The organism is Xanthomonas rydalmerensis (genome assembly GCF_033170385.1).
Lineage (GTDB): Bacteria > Pseudomonadota > Gammaproteobacteria > Xanthomonadales > Xanthomonadaceae > Xanthomonas_A > Xanthomonas_A rydalmerensis.
The window spans coordinates 3,225,528-3,240,025 of sequence record NZ_CP126170.1 but is presented as its reverse complement, the minus strand read 5'-3'; the positions used below and the strand labels follow the sequence as shown (position 1 = coordinate 3,240,025).

The 14,498-nt window shown below is 70.4% G+C and carries 15 protein-coding genes; 8 read left to right on the top strand and 7 right to left on the bottom strand.

All coding sequences use genetic code 11. The annotated features are described in order from the left end of the window. Window positions 1-86 precede the first annotated feature (86 nt). The 5 genes from QN245_RS13605 to QN245_RS13585 form a co-directional block, all read right to left on the bottom strand. Window positions 87-683, bottom strand: coding sequence for a DUF1439 domain-containing protein (locus tag QN245_RS13605; protein WP_160970032.1), 597 nt, complete (start codon window positions 681-683; stop codon window positions 87-89). Window positions 684-774: 91 nt separating this feature from the next. After that, window positions 775-1,077 carry a DUF3861 family protein gene (locus QN245_RS13600; RefSeq protein WP_160970034.1) on the bottom strand — a complete coding sequence of 101 codons (303 nt, stop codon included), beginning with the start codon at window positions 1,075-1,077 and terminating at the stop codon, window positions 775-777. A 94-nt stretch (window positions 1,078-1,171) separates the two neighbouring features. Then, window positions 1,172-1,738: a M23 family metallopeptidase gene (locus QN245_RS13595; protein ID WP_317843431.1), complete on the bottom strand. Its 567-nt coding sequence runs from the start codon at window positions 1,736-1,738 to the stop codon at window positions 1,172-1,174. A gap of 4 nt (window positions 1,739-1,742) precedes the next feature. Beyond that, entirely contained in the window at window positions 1,743-2,444 is a 702-nt protein-coding gene (locus QN245_RS13590) for a tellurite resistance TerB family protein (RefSeq protein WP_317843430.1), read from the bottom strand. 144 nt (window positions 2,445-2,588) lie between these two features. Further along, window positions 2,589-2,987, bottom strand: a complete 399-nt coding sequence (locus QN245_RS13585; RefSeq protein WP_026143706.1) for an HU family DNA-binding protein — start codon at window positions 2,985-2,987, stop codon at window positions 2,589-2,591. A 289-nt stretch (window positions 2,988-3,276) separates the two neighbouring features. Here QN245_RS13585 and QN245_RS13580 point away from each other — a divergent pair, with 289 nt between their 5' ends. Together QN245_RS13580 and QN245_RS13575 are read left to right on the top strand one after the other, a co-directional pair. Next, entirely contained in the window at window positions 3,277-3,708 is a 432-nt protein-coding gene (locus QN245_RS13580) for an OsmC family protein (RefSeq protein ID WP_160962704.1), read from the top strand. Window positions 3,709-3,933: 225 nt separating this feature from the next. Next, window positions 3,934-4,539 carry a glycine zipper 2TM domain-containing protein gene (locus QN245_RS13575; RefSeq protein ID WP_184448702.1) on the top strand — a complete coding sequence of 202 codons (606 nt, stop codon included), beginning with the start codon at window positions 3,934-3,936 and terminating at the stop codon, window positions 4,537-4,539. Window positions 4,540-4,621: 82 nt separating this feature from the next. On the opposite strand, the gene QN245_RS13570 is transcribed toward QN245_RS13575, so the two are convergent. Further along, a complete protein-coding gene (locus tag QN245_RS13570) occupies window positions 4,622-5,500 on the bottom strand; it encodes a PhzF family phenazine biosynthesis protein (protein ID WP_184643604.1) in 879 nt (292 codons plus the stop codon). A gap of 311 nt (window positions 5,501-5,811) precedes the next feature. Here QN245_RS13570 and QN245_RS13560 point away from each other — a divergent pair, with 311 nt between their 5' ends. The 5 genes from QN245_RS13560 to QN245_RS13540 all read left to right on the top strand — a co-directional run bounded on the left by QN245_RS13560 (window position 5,812) and on the right by QN245_RS13540 (window position 12,506). Continuing rightward, the gene (locus QN245_RS13560; RefSeq protein ID WP_317843429.1) at window positions 5,812-8,421 is read left to right on the top strand and encodes a bifunctional aspartate kinase/diaminopimelate decarboxylase; all 2,610 of its coding nucleotides are present in this window, start codon (window positions 5,812-5,814) and stop codon (window positions 8,419-8,421) included. Continuing rightward, window positions 8,405-8,857 (top strand): hypothetical protein, encoded by a 453-nt coding sequence (locus QN245_RS13555; protein WP_160970046.1) that lies wholly within the window; start codon window positions 8,405-8,407, stop codon window positions 8,855-8,857. The genes QN245_RS13560 and QN245_RS13555 overlap by 17 nt, the downstream gene beginning before the upstream one ends. Continuing rightward, window positions 8,854-10,209 carry a UDP-N-acetyl-alpha-D-muramoyl-L-alanyl-L-glutamate epimerase gene (gene murL, locus QN245_RS13550; protein ID WP_184448698.1) on the top strand — a complete coding sequence of 452 codons (1,356 nt, stop codon included), beginning with the start codon at window positions 8,854-8,856 and terminating at the stop codon, window positions 10,207-10,209. Before QN245_RS13555 ends, murL begins: the two co-directional genes overlap by 4 nt. Further along, on the top strand, window positions 10,190-11,623 hold the full coding sequence (gene murD, locus QN245_RS13545; protein ID WP_317843428.1) for a UDP-N-acetylmuramoyl-L-alanine--D-glutamate ligase: 1,434 nt from the start codon (window positions 10,190-10,192) through the stop codon (window positions 11,621-11,623). The genes murL and murD overlap by 20 nt, the downstream gene beginning before the upstream one ends. A 79-nt stretch (window positions 11,624-11,702) precedes the next feature. After that, entirely contained in the window at window positions 11,703-12,506 is an 804-nt protein-coding gene (locus QN245_RS13540; protein WP_317843427.1) for a dienelactone hydrolase family protein, read from the top strand. 181 nt (window positions 12,507-12,687) lie between these two features. On the opposite strand, the gene QN245_RS13535 is transcribed toward QN245_RS13540, so the two are convergent. Continuing rightward, window positions 12,688-13,686, bottom strand: coding sequence for a polyprenyl synthetase family protein (locus QN245_RS13535; protein ID WP_317843426.1), 999 nt, complete (start codon window positions 13,684-13,686; stop codon window positions 12,688-12,690). A 280-nt stretch (window positions 13,687-13,966) separates the two neighbouring features. Between QN245_RS13535 and QN245_RS13530 the strand changes: the two genes are divergently transcribed. After that, complete coding sequence (locus QN245_RS13530) at window positions 13,967-14,491, top strand: single-stranded DNA-binding protein (protein WP_160970056.1); 525 nt, start codon at window positions 13,967-13,969, stop codon at window positions 14,489-14,491. Window positions 14,492-14,498: the final 7 nt, after the last annotated feature.

Below are 14,498 nucleotides of genomic sequence, written 5' to 3'. Positions count from 1 at the left end.
AAAAGTAGAAACGGCGGCCTCGGCCGCCGTTTCTCTGTGCGCGTCGCCTAGTGACGGCGGATGCCGCACGCTGGCTGGCGCATGGGTTACTGCGCCGGGAGCATGCCCGCCGGCACCAGCTTGCCGATGTCCTGGTTGAAACGCACCACCAGGGTGCCGTTCTCCACGCCGGCCGACTGAATCTGCACGTCGCCCAGCATCGCGGTCAGACGCGGATCCAGCTTGTAGATCGGCTCCTTGCGCGCGTAGTCCTCCAGCCAAGCATTGAGCAGCTCGCGGGTATTGGCGTCGAGCTTGCCGCCATTGGCGGCCGGGCGGAAATCGTCGATGGTCGGGGATTGCAGGTGGAAGCTCTGGCTCTGCTGGTCGTAGCGCAGGGCGCTGGTCAGCAGCACTTGGCCCAGCGGCGTCGCCGCACCGCCGCCGGTGGCCATGCTCAGGTCGAACTGCATCTTCAGGCGATCGCCCGGCGGCAGGCTCAGCTTCGGGTCGCGCACGGTCATCTTGATCAGCCCGCCCAGCGCCTTGTGCGTCTGCGGGAAGCTGCCGTCGAGGTAGTGCTGCACGTCGGCGGCGCCGACGCTGACCTGATGGCCCTGGATCGTCGGCTCGGCCTGGACCTGGGCGGCAGTGGCAAGCAGCAGCAACGCTGCGGTGCGCAGGGTGAGCTGGCGGAAGGTCATCGAGCGGGCCTTGGCAACGAAGAGGGTTTCACCATAACCGTGGGCGGTGAATGCGCGATTAGCGGAATCGCTGCATTCCCCGCCCCGATACTTACGCAGCAGGCGCAGGCGCCAGCCGGGCCAGCAGGGCGTCCAGCGCCGGCTGCAACGGCGCCAGCAGTGCGCGCGCCTCGCTGTCGCTGCGCTCGCCCAGGCTGCGCAGCAATTGCGCGCCGACGATCAGTGCGGCCCGTTCGTCGCCGCGCAGTCCGGGTTGGCGCTGTGCTGCTTCGAGCAGGCGCATCCAGTCCTGCCGGCAGCGCGCCTCCAGTTCGATGGTGCAGCGGCCCTGGCAGGGCAGGCCGTCGTCCTGGATCGGGGTGACGGTGACGCGGTAGCGTTGGGAGGCGGTCATGGCAGTGGCGCACGCGGGGTGTGCGTCCAAGATAGGCGCGGCCGGCCGCCGCCACGAGCCTGCTGCCCGCGACGCTCTGTTCCAGTGCTTCCGTTCAGGGTGCGGCGCGCAGCAACGGCAATGGGTCGTAGGCGCCGCCCTCGGCATAGATGCCGTAATGCAGATGTGGCGGGGTGCCGCGCGCGTTGCCGCTATCGCCGACCGCGCCGAGCAGGTCGCCGGGCTGTACCAGGTCGCCGACCTGCAGCCCCGGCGCCCATGTTTCCAGGTGTGCGTAGTAATGCCGCTGCCGGGCCGGGCCCAGCACCCAGACCTGGCGGCCGCCGAGGCCGCGGTCGGCGATGGCGACGACGATGCCGCGTGTCGCCGACACCACCGGCGTGCCGCGCTTGGCGAAGATGTCCACGCCGGCATGCTGGCGGTCGCGCCCGCGTGGCGCACCGAAGGTGGCGGCGACGCGCCGCGGATCCACGCCTTCGACCGGCATGTGCAGCGCCGTCGGCGCCGGTGCCCGCGCCAACTCCCAGCCGACGCGCAGGCGCTGCGCCCACGGATGCTGCCAGGCCCAGGCCGCGGTCACCGCCAGCCCGGCCAGCAGCGCCAGGCGCAGCAGCCCGCGACGCAGGCGCTGCGCTGGCGACGGCGTGGGCGCGGCGGCCACTCGCTCAGTCCGCGTGCAGGGAGGCCGCCTGTTCCTGCAGGCGCTGCTTCAGGGCGTCGTCGATGCCGAGTTGCCGTGCCAGTTCGTCCAGGTAACTGCGCTCCATGAAGCCCTGTTCGTCGGCGGCGAGCAAGCTGGCCAGATACATTTCCGCGGCCATCTCGGGACTGGTCGATGCGCGCGCCACCTCGGCCGGATCCAGCGGCTTTTCCAGTTCCGCATGCAGCCATTGCTGCACGTCGGCATCGTTGCCGTGGAGGCGGGCGAACTCGCCTTCGATCAGGCTGCGTTCGTGCTCGTCCAGATGACCATCGGCCTTGGCCGCGCCGACCAGCGCGCGCAGCACCGCCTGGCTGTGCTGCTCGACTTCCAGCGGCGGCAGGCGGTCCAGCGTCTGCGGTTCGGGTGCGGCGGCACCGAGTTGCTGGCGGCGGTAGTCGCCATAGGCGCGATAGGCCATCAGCCCCAGCGCGGCCAGGCCGCCGTAGGTCGCCAGCTTGCGCGTGGTGCGGTGCTTGCCGAGCAGCAGGCCCAGCGCGCCGCCGCTGAGGGCTCCCTTGCCGAAGTCGGCGTTGAGCAGGCCGCCCAGGCCGCCGGCGGTCTGCGCCGGTGCGGCAGGAGCGGTGGTGCCGGTCTTGCCCATGGCCTGGCCGGCGGCACCCTGCGCCGATTGCAGCAGTTGGTCGAGAAAGCCCTGTAGTTTCATGCAGGTGATCCTGTCGAAGGGAATCACCGGTATAGCGGCAGCCGCCTTAGCGGGCCGTCAACCCGGTTGCGCAGGCGGCCCCAAAAAAAACGAGACGGCCGGGGCCGTCTCGTCGGTGTGCTTGCCTGGATCAGGCGACGCTGCTCAGAGCGCGGCGTCCTTGAGCTTCTTCAGCGGGCGCACCTTGAGCTTGGTGGTGGCCGGCTTGGCAGCGAACCACTGCTCTTCCTTGGTGAACGGGTTGATGCCCTTGCGCTTCGGCTTGGCCGGCACGCTGACGGCGGTGATCTTCAGCAGGCCCGGCAGAGTGAACGAGCCCGCGCCCTTCTTGCTGACCGAACCGGCCACGGCGTGCTCCAGCGAGGCCATCACGGCGCGCACGTCCTTGGCGATCACGCCGCTGGTCTCGGCGATGTGCGCCACGAGCGCGGACTTGCTCAGCACGTCCTTGATCGGCTTGGGAGCGGCCGGCTTGGCGGCAGCCTTGGTCGCTACCTTCTTCACTGCCTTCTTCGGGGCAGCCTTTTTTGCGGTCTTTGCCATGATGTCCTGATTCCGTATTTGGTGGTTTGGGTCGCGCCGACCCCGTCGGCATGGCGAAATGTAGGGCATGTGCTACGCCGCGCCAATAGGCCGGAAGCAAAAAAGCGCGAATATCCGCCGCAACCACGGACTTTTTTGCTGGCGGCCGGCGCCGGCACCGGCAAATCCGCGGGATGCCGCAGGTCTTTTGCCGCTGCGCGCGCGGCGAACGCGCCGGCCACACAGCAGCACACGTGCGTAACGCCGCCTGTCCTAAGGTCGGCGCTCCACTCACCGACAGGAGCCTCGCATGGGCATTTCGCGTCACGCCACCGCGCATTGGGAAGGCGATCTCAAGACCGGCCAGGGCCGGTTGAACACGCCGCAGAGCGGCCTGCTGGAAAACACCCGCTACGCATTCAACAGTCGTTTCGGCGACGAGAAGGGCACCAACCCCGAAGAACTGATCGCCGCCGCGCATGCAGGCTGCTTCACCATGGCGCTGTCGGCCAAGCTGACCGAAGCCGGCTTCCCGCCGACGGCGCTGGACACCCGCGCTGATGTCGACCTGTCGATGGAAGGCGGTCCGCAGTTGTCGCAGATCCGCCTGAAGGTCAAGGCCGTGGTGCCGAACATCGAGGCCGCGCGCTTCCGCGAACTGGCCGACGACGCCAAGCAGAACTGCCCGGTGTCCAAGGCGTTGAGCGCGGTGCCGATCAGCCTGGAAGCCGAACTGGGCTGAACCTTGCGCGGCCCGGTGGCATGCCGGGCCGCGCGTGGGTGCAGCGCACCCGCGGCGCCGCCGCAGCGCAGTCCAGCGTGCGTCTCGCACCGGCCCGCATGGGTTGATTGCCCGATAGCTGTCGCGCCACTAAATGTGCGCGCCACAGCCGTCCCTATTCAGTCTGGTTTCACCGCCTCGGATCGAGCATGCAATCGCGCGATCCACGCGCTTGGAACCATCGCCATGAACAAGCTCTCGACCCGTCTGTTGACCGCTGCGCTCGCTGTCGGCGTCATCGGCTCCGCCGCCGCGCAGGACTACGGTTACACCCGTTACGACGACTACCGCGACCGCGGCTACGCGTCCGGCACCTACGAATATGCGCGCGTGGTACGCGCCGATCCGATCATGGTGCAGGTCAACGGCCCGCGCGAGACCACCGAGCGCTGTTACGACCGTCCGGCTTCGGGCAGCTACGCCAGCGACTACGGCTACCGCGGCACCGACGGCGGCCGCACTGCCTCGTCGGTGGTCGGCGGCATCGCAGGCGCCGTGCTGGGCAGCCGCGTGGGCGGCGGCAGCGGTCGCTTCGTCGGCACCGCGGTCGGCACCATGCTTGGCAGCCTGGCCGGTCGCTCGATCTACGACACCAATACCCGCAGCTACGGCGGCGGCTATGGTGGCGGCGTGGTCCGCGAATGCGACCCGGTGTCGTATCGGACCGAACGCTACGACCGCGTCGACGGCTACGACGTGACCTACGAGTACGGCGGTCGCTACTACCACACCCGCACCGCCTCGCCTCCGGGCGACCGCATCCGCGTCCGCGTCGACGTATTGCCCGACTGACCTGCAGGGCGCCTCCTTCGAGGCGCCCTTTCTTTTTGCACGTTCGTTCGCGCCCGCGGCGCGGAACAGCAGACGCAGGCGATCAGGGCCAGTCGATGCGGCCTTCGATCACCGTCTGTACCTGGCCGCCCGACCACACCTCGCCAGCCTCGTCCACGCGCAGGGTCAGCAGCGCATCGTGGCCGACCTCGCGGCCCTGGCTGGCGACGTAGCGGCCGCCGTGGCCGGGCAGGGCCTTGCTGTGATCCAGCCATGCCGCCAGCACCGCATTGGCCGCGCCGGAGGCGGCGTCCTCGAAGCGCCGGCCATTGCCGACGAACGCGCGTACGGCCAGCGCGTAGGCCGGTTCGCTGGCCCGCGCGTAGGCGAACACGCCCATGCTGGCGGTGCTTTCGGCCAGGGCGGCGATCGCGTCCCAGTCCGGTGCCAGCGCACGCAGCGTGGCTTCGTCGGCCACTTCGACCAGCCACCAGCAGCGGCCGCCGTCCATGCGGACCGGCGGCAGCGCGCCCAGCGTCCAGCCGCGCAGCGCCGACTGCAGGCGCGGATCCGCGGCATCGGCGATCTCGGCCACTTGCGCGCGCGGCGTGCGGATGGCAATGCTGCGCACTCCGGCATCCACATCGACCCGCAACGGCAGCAGGCCGGCGATGCCGTCCTGGGTCAGCACGCCGTCGCGCGGCGTGGCGATGCCCGCTTCCAGCGCGACATGCGCGGTGCCGACGCTGGGGTGGCCGGCGAACGGCACCTCCTTCTGCGGGCTGAACATGCGCAGGCCGTAGCTGGCGTCCGGCCGCGTCGGCGCGAACACGAAGGTGGTTTCCGGCAGGCGCGTCCAGCGCGCGATGGCCTGCATCGTGGCGGCGTCCAAGCCATCGGCATCGAGCACCACGGCCAACGGATTGCCGTTGCCGGCGTGGGCGGAGAAGACATCGACCTGGAAGAAACGGCGTGCGGCCATGGCGGGAAACTCCGGACTGCGGTGGGGGAGGCGGGAGCTTACCAAGCGATCTTGTCAGCGATCACCGCGTGCACCAGTCCGCCGATCCACACCGCTTCCCCGTCGACCAGCAGCTCGACGCGGCCGTCGCGCCCGAGTTCGCGTTCCTGGCTGGCGACGTAGCGCCGAGCGGATTGCCCAGTCCCGGCTGGCGGAAAAGAGGTCCAGTTGCAGGTGGCAACGCTCGCTCATCGGCGCTCGGTTGGCAGTAGAATCGGGGGTTGCGCCCGCGCATGCCGGCGTTTTCCCCACATTCCAGACACCCCCACTCCATGTCAGCTTCCTCTCCTGCCGATCGTTGGATCGTCCTCAAGTTCGGCGGCACTTCGGTGTCGCGTCGTCATCGCTGGGACACGATTGGACGGCTGGCGAAAAAACGCGCGGACGAGACCGGCGCGCGGGTGTTGGTGGTGGTGTCGGCCTTGTCCGGGGTTACCAATGAACTGACCGCGATCGCCGACGGCAGCGCCGACAGCGCGCAACGCGTCGCCGCGCTGGAGCAGCGCCACCGCGAGTTCCTGGCCGAACTGGAGTTGGATGCCGAGGCGGTGCTGGGCGAACGCCTGGCGGCGTTGCGTGGCCTGCTCGCCGATCCGCGCGCGGCCGAGCGCACGCTGGACTGGCAGGCCGAGGTGCTGGGGCAGGGCGAACTGCTGTCCTCGACCCTGGGTGCGGCCTATCTGCGCGCCAACGGCCTGGACATGGGCTGGATGGATGCGCGGCAATGGCTGGACGCGCTGCCGCCGCAGCCGAACCAGAGCGCCTGGTCGCGGCGCCTGTCGGTGTCGTGCCAGTGGCAGTCCGATCCGGCCTGGCGCGCGCGCTTCGTCGCCCAGCCCACACGCATGCTGATCACCCAGGGCTTCATCGCCCGACACGAGGACGGCGGCACCGCCATCCTCGGCCGCGGCGGCTCGGATACCTCGGCGGCGTACTTCGGCGCGCTGCTCGGCGCCAGTCGGGTGGAGATCTGGACCGACGTGCCGGGCATGTTCAGCGCCAATCCGCGCGAGGTGCCGGATGCGCGCCTGCTGACCCGCCTGGACTACTACGAGGCGCAGGAAATCGCCACCACCGGCGCCAAGGTGCTGCACCCGCGCTCGATCAAGCCGTGCCGCGACGGCGGCGTGCCGATGGCGATCCTGGACACCGAGCGCCCGGAGTTGCCCGGCACCAGCATCGACGGCAACGCCCGCACCGTGCCCGGGGTCAAGGCGATCAGCCGCCGCAACGGCATCGTGCTGGTGTCGATGGAAGGCATCGGCATGTGGCAGCAGGTCGGCTTCCTGGCCGATGTGTTCACGCTGTTCAAGAAGCACGGGTTGTCGGTGGACCTGATCGGCTCGGCCGAGACCAACGTCACCGTGTCGCTGGACCCGAGCGAGAACCTGGTCAACACCGACGTGCTGGCGGCGCTGTCGGCCGACCTGGCGGAGATCTGCCGGGTCAAGATCATCGTGCCGTGCGCGGCGATCACCCTGGTCGGGCGCGGCATGCGCTCGCTGCTGCACAAGCTCTCGGACGTGTGGGCCACGTTCGGCAAGGAGCGCGTGCACATGATCTCGCAGTCGTCCAACGACCTGAACCTGACCTTCGTCATCGACGAGACCGATGCCGACGGGCTGCTGCCGATCCTGCACGCCGAGCTGATCGACAGCGGCGCGATGCCGGTGGAGGAGACCGAGGTGTTCGGCCCGCGCTGGCGCGAGATCGCCGGCACGGTGCGGCCGCGGCCGGTGCCGTGGTGGCAGGGCGAGCGCGCGCATCTGCTGCGCCTGGCCGAGGCCGGCACGCCGCGCTACATCTATCACCTGCCGACCCTGCGCGAACGCGCGCGCGCGCTCAAGGCGATCGCCGCGGTGGACCAGCGCTACTACGCGATCAAGGCCAATGCGCATCCGGCGATCCTGCAGACCCTGGTCGAGGAGGGCTTCGGCCTGGAGTGCGTGTCGCACGGCGAGCTGCGCCGGGTGTTCGAGATCGTGCCGGAGTTGTCGCCGCGCCGTGTGCTGTTTACCCCCAGCTTCGCGCCCCGGGCCGAGTACGAGGCCGCGTTCGCGCTGGGCGTGACCGTGACCGTGGACAACGTCGAGGCGCTGCAGCGCTGGCCGGAGCTGTTCCGCGGCCGCAGCCTGTGGCTGCGCATCGACCTGGGGCACGGCGACGGCCACCACGAGAAGGTCAACACCGGCGGCAAGGCCTCCAAGTTCGGCCTGTCGGCGACCCGCGTCGACGAGTTCGTCGAGGCCGCGCGCGCGCTGGACATCCGCATCGTCGGCCTGCACGCGCACCTGGGCAGCGGCGTGGAGACGGCGCAGCACTGGCGGCGCATGTGCGACGAACTGGCCGGATTCGCCCGGCGCATCGGCAGCGTCGAGGTCATCGACATCGGCGGCGGCCTGCCGATCCCGTACAGCGCCGACGACGAACCGTTCGACCTGGACACCTTCGCGCAGGGCCTGGCCGAGGCCAAGGCGGTGCATCCGGCATTCCGCCTGGCGATCGAGCCGGGCCGCTACCTGGTCGCCGAATGCGGCGTGCTGCTGGCCCGTGCCACCCAGGTGATCGAGAAGGACGGCATCCGCCGGGTCGGCCTGGATGCCGGCATGAACACGCTGATCCGCCCGGCGCTGTACGACGCCTGGCACGACGTCGCGAACCTGAGCCGGCTCGAGCAGCCGGCCGAGACCGTGTTCGACGTGGTCGGGCCGATCTGCGAATCCAGCGACGTGTTCGGCAAGCGCCGGCGTCTGCCGGCGGGCACCGCGCCCGACGACGTGATGCTGATCGCCGACGCCGGCGCCTACGGCTACAGCATGGCCAGCACCTACAACCAGCGCGAGTTGCCCCGCGAGGAGGCGATCGATGGGCGCGCGGACTGAGTTCGTCGCGGGCAGCGCAGCGGCCGGTGCGGTGGCGATGGCGGCGGCCACCGCGCTGGACCAGTCCGGCACGTCGCTGCCGTGGACCGACAGCCTCAAGTGGGCGTTGCCGGCGCTGGCCGCGGCGGCGGCCGGCGCGTGGCTGGCATTGCGCTGGACGCGCCGCGTGCCCGTTGCCAGCGCCGGTGCGCTGGCCGTGCGCACCTTGCTGCTGGCCGTGTTGGCCTACCTGCCGGCGCTGGCGCTGTATGTGCTGGTGGCCGTCCTGGCCTCCGCCGCGTCGGTGCCGGCCGGACAGCATTGGCAACTGCTGCTGATGGCCTTCGTGTTCGGCTGCCTGCCGCTGCTGTGGGCGGCCTTGCCGTTTTCGATGATCGAATTTCTTCTGTGCCGCCGCTACCTGCGGCACACCCGTGTGCTTGCAGGACGTCCATGACCGCTTTCGACAAACAGCAGATCGCCACCTTCCGCTTCGTGCGCTGCGGCTTCGATGCCGACAGCGGCGTGGCGCGCCTGGTCTATGCGTTCGACGACGGCCCGGAGCTGGTGGAGACCATCACCGTGCCCGGCGCGCCGTTCGCGCTCGACCCGGCGCGCGCGCAGGCGGCGCAGCGCGCCCTGCGCCTGCTGCACCTGATCGCCGGCGTCAGCTACTACAAGGCGGCGGTGCCGCCGCGCATCGTCATCGACGATTACGCCATCGATGCCGAGACCGCCGCGCTGCTGGACAGCGTGTACCTGCATGGCCTGGGCGAGTTCGCCTATCGCAACGGCCTGGACCTGCGCGGACGCATCCGCTTCCCGGCCGCGGAGGCCGGTGCCGCCGACGCGGCGGCGCTGGGGCTGCGCGACCAGGCCCTGGTGGCGATCGGCGGCGGCAAGGATTCGCTGGTCAGCATCGAGGCCCTGCGCGCGGCCGGCGTGGCGCAGACGGTGACCTGGATCGGCGGATCGCAGTTGATCCGCGCCTGCGCCGAGCGCACCGGGCTGCCGACCTTGAACATCGGCCGCACGCTGGCGCCTGAGCTGTTCGAACTGAACCGGCAGGGCGCGTGGAACGGGCATATCCCGGTGACGGCGGTGAACTCGGCGATCCTGGTGTTCGCCGCGGTGCTGCACGACGCGGGCCAGGTGGTGTTCTCCAACGAACATTCGGCCAGCTACGGCAGCCAGATCGCCGGCACCGGCGAGGTCAACCACCAGTGGTCCAAGGGCTGGGCCTTCGAGCAGGCGTTCGGGACCCAGGTGCAGCGCTACGTGGCCGCGGACCTGCGCTACTACTCGCTGCTGCGCCCGCTGTCGGAGCTGGCGGTGGCGCGGCAGTTCGCTAAAAACGACCACTACGACGCGCATTTCTCCAGCTGCAACCGCAATTTCCACATCCTCGGCGAGCGTCCGGCGCACCGCTGGTGCGGGGTCTGCCCGAAGTGCCACTTCGTGTTCCTGGCGCTGGCGCCGTTCATGCCGAAGACGCGGCTGGTGCGGATCTTCGGCCGCAACCTGCTCGACGATGCCGGCCAGGCCGGTGGCTTCGATGCGCTGCTGGAGTTCCAGGACCACAAGCCGTTCGAGTGCGTGGGCGAGGGCCGCGAGTCGCGGGCGGCGATGGCGGCGCTGGCCGCGCGTGCGGAATGGAAGGAGGACGCGCTGGTGGCGCGCTTCATCCGCGAGATCCAGCCGCAGCTCGACCCCGTCGACCTGCGCGTGGAGCCGCTGCTGGAACTGGACACGCAGCACCGCATCCCGGCCGACCTGTGGGAACGCGTGCGTGCGAATTTCGCAGCTTGAGTCGCAGCGCGTCGCGCTGTGGGGTTGGGGTCGCGAAGGCCGTGCTGCCTACCGCGCGCTGCGCGATAGCCGGGACCCGGGACCCGGGACCCGGAACGCGGCGTCCACGCCGCTAACCCTGTTCTGCACGCCGGCCGAAGCCGAGGAGGTCGCAATGCTTGGCGATCCTGCGCTGCGGGTGGAAACCGAGGCCAGCGCCGAGCGCCTGGCCGCGTTCGATGTCGTGATCAAGTCGCCCGGGATCAGTCCGTACCGGCCCGAGGCGCAGGCCGCGGCGGCGCGCGGCACGCGTTTCGTCGGCGGCACCGCGCTGTGGTTCGCCGAACACGCTGGCGCTGACGGCGTGGTGCCCGGCAGCGTCTGCGTCACCGGCACCAAGGGCAAGAGCACCACCACCGCGCTGCTGGCGCACCTGCTGCGTGCCGGCGGCCATCGCACCGGCCTGGTCGGCAACATCGGCGTGCCGCTGCTGGAAGTGCTGGCGCCGATGCCGCCGCCGCAATACTGGGCGATCGAACTGTCCAGCTACCAGACCGGCGACGTGGCCCGCAGCGGCGCGCGGCCGCAGCTGGCGCTGGTGCTGAACCTGTTCCCCGAGCACCTGGACTGGCACGGCAGCCAGGCGCGCTACATCGCCGACAAGCTCGAGCTGGTCACCCATGCGCGGCCGCGCATCGCCCTGCTCAATGCCGCCGATTCGCAGCTGGCGGCCCTGCAATTGCCCGACAGTGAGGTGCGCTGGTTCAACCGCGAGGACGGCTGGCACATGCGCGGCGAAGTGGTCTATCGCGGCGACACCGCGGTGTACGACAGCGCGCAGGCGCCGCTGCCGGGCCGGCACAACCGCGGCAACCTGTGCGCGGTGCTGGCGGCGATCGAGGTGTTGGGCCTGGATGCGGCGGCGCTGGCGCCGGCGGCCGATCGCTTCCGACCGCTGCCGAACCGGCTGCAGACCCTGGGCACGCGCGACGGCGTGACCTATGTGAACGACTCGATCAGCACCACGCCGCACGCCAGCCTCGCGGCGCTGGAGTGCTTCCGCGGGCGGCGCATCGCGCTGCTGGTCGGCGGCCACGACCGCGGCCTGGACTGGCAGGACTTCGCCGAGCAGATGCGCCACGGCGCACCGCTGGAGATCGTCACCATGGGCGCCAATGGCCCGCGCATCCATGCGCTGCTGGCGCCGCTGGCCGCCGAGGCCGGCTTCGGCCTGCATGCCGCGGCCGACCTGGCGGAGGCGGTGGCGCTGGCGCGCGCGGCGCTGGGCGAGCAGGGCGGCGTGGTGCTGCTGTCGCCCGGTGCGCCCAGCTTCGGTGCCTATCGCGACTACGTGGCCCGCGGGCGCCATTTCGCCGCGCTGGCCGGGTTCGACCCGGACGCGATCAGCGCCATTCCGGGGCTGGGCATCGCCTGAGCCGCGTCGCGTGGGCGCACACATCGCGCTGGCGGCGCCTTGCGTACACTCCCGCGCTGGTTCCCACGGGAGAAGGGCGATGCGCACACGTTCGATGATGCGGTGGACCGGTCTGCTCGGCCTGGCCTTGGCGCTGCCGTTGCAGGCCTGGGCGGCGATGCAGGCCAAGCCGGTGGAGTGGCAGGTCGGCAAGGACAGTTTCAGCGGCGTGCTGGTCTACGACGATGCCGACCACGACAAGCGCCCCGGCCTGGTGATGGTGCCGAACTGGCGCGGTGTGAACGACTCCGCGGTGGAAAAGGCCAAGCACCTGGCCGGCGACGACTACGTGGTGCTGGTGGCCGACGTCTACGGCAAGGGCAAGCGACCGGCCAACGATACCGAGGCCGGACAGTTCGCCGGCGCGTTGAAGAAGGATCCGGCCACGCTGCGCGCGCGGGCGTTGGCGGCGGTGGCGGCGCTGAAGGCGCAGGCCGGCAAGGCGCCGCTGGATCCGACCCGGATCGGCGCGGTCGGCTTCTGCTTTGGTGGGACCACGGTGCTGGAACTTGTCCGTGCGGGGGCGCCGCTGGCCGGCATCGTGAGTCTGCACGGTGGCCTGGCGACCGCGGCCCCGGCGGTTGAAGGCAGTGCCAAGGCGCCGGTGCTGGTGCTCAACGGCGCCGACGACACGAGCGTGAGCCGCGACGACATCGTTGCCTTCGAGCAGGAGATGAACCGCGCCGGCGCCGACTGGCAGTTCGTCAACTTCAGCGGTGCCGTGCACTGCTTCGCCGAAGCCGACGCCAACAGCCCGCCGGGCTGCCAGTACAACCCGCGCGCAGCCAAGCGCGCCTACCGGATGCTCGAGGATTTCTTCGAGGAGCGCTTTGGGCGGGATTAGGGAGGTGCCTCGCGCTGCGCGCTTGGCGGGATTGGGGATTGGCAAAAGCGGTCCGTCGGCGCCGCCTAACTGACCGGTTGGTGTGGCGAGCCTCGCAGCGCTTCAGGCGTCAGCCAAGCCGCCGTTGCGAATCCCCAATCCCGACTCCCCAATCCCAATCCGGCGCGCACAGCGCGCCGGATCAATGCTTCCGCGAGACCGCGTAGCGGGCCAGTCCGCGCAGCGCGGCTACGGCCTCGTTCTCCGGCAGGCCGTCCAGCGCGCGCTCGGCGGCGGCGGCGTAGTCGGCCGCACGGCGGCGGCTGTAGTCGATGCCGCCGCTGGCCTCGATCGCGGCGAGCACTTCCGGCATCGCGCTGGCATCGCCCTGTTCGACGATCTGGCGCAGGCGTGCGCGGGTGGCGTCGTCGGCGTGCGCCATGGCGTGGATCAGCGGCAGTGTGGCCTTGCCCTCGGCGAGGTCGTCGCCCAGGTTCTTGCCCAGGTCGGCAGCATCGGCGGTGTAGTCGAGCACGTCGTCGGCGATCTGGAACGCATAGCCCAGTTGCATGCCGTAGTCGTACAGGCGCGCCTGCACCGCCTCGCTGGCGCCGGAGGCCAGCGCGCCCAGGCGGGTGCCGGCGGCGAACAGCACCGCGGTCTTGCGCTCGATCACCCGCAGGTAGGCGCCCTCGTCGGTGTCCGGGTTGTGCACGTGCAGCAGCTGCAGCACCTCGCCCTCGGCGATGCGGTTGGTGGTGTCGGCCAGCAGGCGCATCACCGCCATGCTGTCCAGCTCCACCATCAGCTGGAAACTGCGCGAATACAGGAAGTCGCCGACCAGTACGCTGGGCGCGTTGCCCCACAGCGCGTTGGCGGTGCTGCGGCCGCGGCGCAGGTCCGACTCGTCGACCACGTCGTCGTGCAGCAGGGTCGAGGTGTGGATGAATTCGATGATCGCCGCCAACTGGTGCTGCATCGGCCCGCCGGCGCCGCAGGCGCGGCCGGCCAGCACCACCAGCATCGGCCGCAGGCGCTTGCCGCCGGCGGAGACGATGTGGTCGGCGATCTGGTTGATCAGCACGACGTCCGAGGCCAGGCGACGGCGGATCAGGGCGTCCACCTCGGCCATGTCCGGCGCGGCGAGCATCTGGATCTGGGGCAGGCCCAGGGCGGTGCTGGGGGATTCGGCGATGCTCATGCGGACAGGACTGGAAACGTGCGCAAAGTATAGGCTGCGCGGCCACATCCGTCCCGCGGTGGGGCGGGGCCCGGGCCGGAGGGCTTGCCACGCCTGGGTCCGGAGCGCCCTGCGGGTCTCGCCCCGGCAGGATTCCGACAGGCCAATGCGGCGTTTTCCGGCATGCCCGCGGGCGCCTGGCGCAGGCCGGCCCATCCCGGCGATGTTAGGATTGCTCCCCGAAATCTTCTTTACCGCTCTGCGTGCCCCCGGCCGCGGAGACCCCAGACGGAAGCAGCTCATGGCCCGCGGCATCAACAAAGTCATCCTCGTCGGCAACCTCGGCAACGATCCCGACACCAAGTACACCCAGGCCGGCATGGCCATCACCCGGATCAGCCTGGCCACCACCAGCGTGCGCAAGGACAAGGACGGCAACCAGCAGGAACGCACCGAGTGGCATCGCGTGGTGTTTTTCGGAAAGCTCGGTGAGATCGCCGGCGAGTACCTGCGCAAGGGCAGTTCGGTCTACGTCGAAGGCTCGATCCGCTACGACAAGTACACCGGCCAGGACGGCGTGGAGAAGTACTCCACCGACATCGTCGCCGACGAGATGCAGATGCTCGGCGGCCGCGGCGAGGGCGGTGGTGGCGGCATGGGCGGTGGCGACCGTCCGCAGCGCTCGGCGCCGCCGCGCCAGGAGCGCTCCGGCATGGGCGGCGGTGGCGGTGGTGGCGGGCAGGATTACGCGCCGCGCCGGCAGCAGCCGGCCCCGCAGCAGTCCGCGCCGATGGACGACTTCGCGGACGACGATATCCCGTTCTGATTTTTCG

Bases quoted from the DNA above. Each gene is read 5' to 3' on its own strand.
- QN245_RS13605 (WP_160970032.1), bottom strand. From the start codon at position 683: ATGACCTTCCGCCAGCTCACCCTGCGCACCGCAGCGTTGCTGCTGCTT.
- QN245_RS13600 (WP_160970034.1), bottom strand. From the start codon at position 1,077: ATGACCGCCTCCCAACGCTACCGCGTCACCGTCACCCCGATCCAGGAC.
- QN245_RS13590 (WP_317843430.1), bottom strand. From the start codon at position 2,444: ATGAAACTACAGGGCTTTCTCGACCAACTGCTGCAATCGGCGCAGGGT.
- QN245_RS13585 (WP_026143706.1), bottom strand. From the start codon at position 2,987: ATGGCAAAGACCGCAAAAAAGGCTGCCCCGAAGAAGGCAGTGAAGAAG.
- QN245_RS13580 (WP_160962704.1), top strand. From the start codon at position 3,277: ATGGGCATTTCGCGTCACGCCACCGCGCATTGGGAAGGCGATCTCAAG.
- QN245_RS13575 (WP_184448702.1), top strand. From the start codon at position 3,934: ATGAACAAGCTCTCGACCCGTCTGTTGACCGCTGCGCTCGCTGTCGGC.
- QN245_RS13570 (WP_184643604.1), bottom strand. From the start codon at position 5,500: ATGGCCGCACGCCGTTTCTTCCAGGTCGATGTCTTCTCCGCCCACGCC.
- QN245_RS13560 (WP_317843429.1), top strand. From the start codon at position 5,812: ATGTCAGCTTCCTCTCCTGCCGATCGTTGGATCGTCCTCAAGTTCGGC.
- QN245_RS13555 (WP_160970046.1), top strand. From the start codon at position 8,405: ATGGGCGCGCGGACTGAGTTCGTCGCGGGCAGCGCAGCGGCCGGTGCG.
- murL (WP_184448698.1), top strand. From the start codon at position 8,854: ATGACCGCTTTCGACAAACAGCAGATCGCCACCTTCCGCTTCGTGCGC.
- QN245_RS13540 (WP_317843427.1), top strand. From the start codon at position 11,703: ATGCGCACACGTTCGATGATGCGGTGGACCGGTCTGCTCGGCCTGGCC.
- QN245_RS13535 (WP_317843426.1), bottom strand. From the start codon at position 13,686: ATGAGCATCGCCGAATCCCCCAGCACCGCCCTGGGCCTGCCCCAGATC.
- QN245_RS13530 (WP_160970056.1), top strand. From the start codon at position 13,967: ATGGCCCGCGGCATCAACAAAGTCATCCTCGTCGGCAACCTCGGCAAC.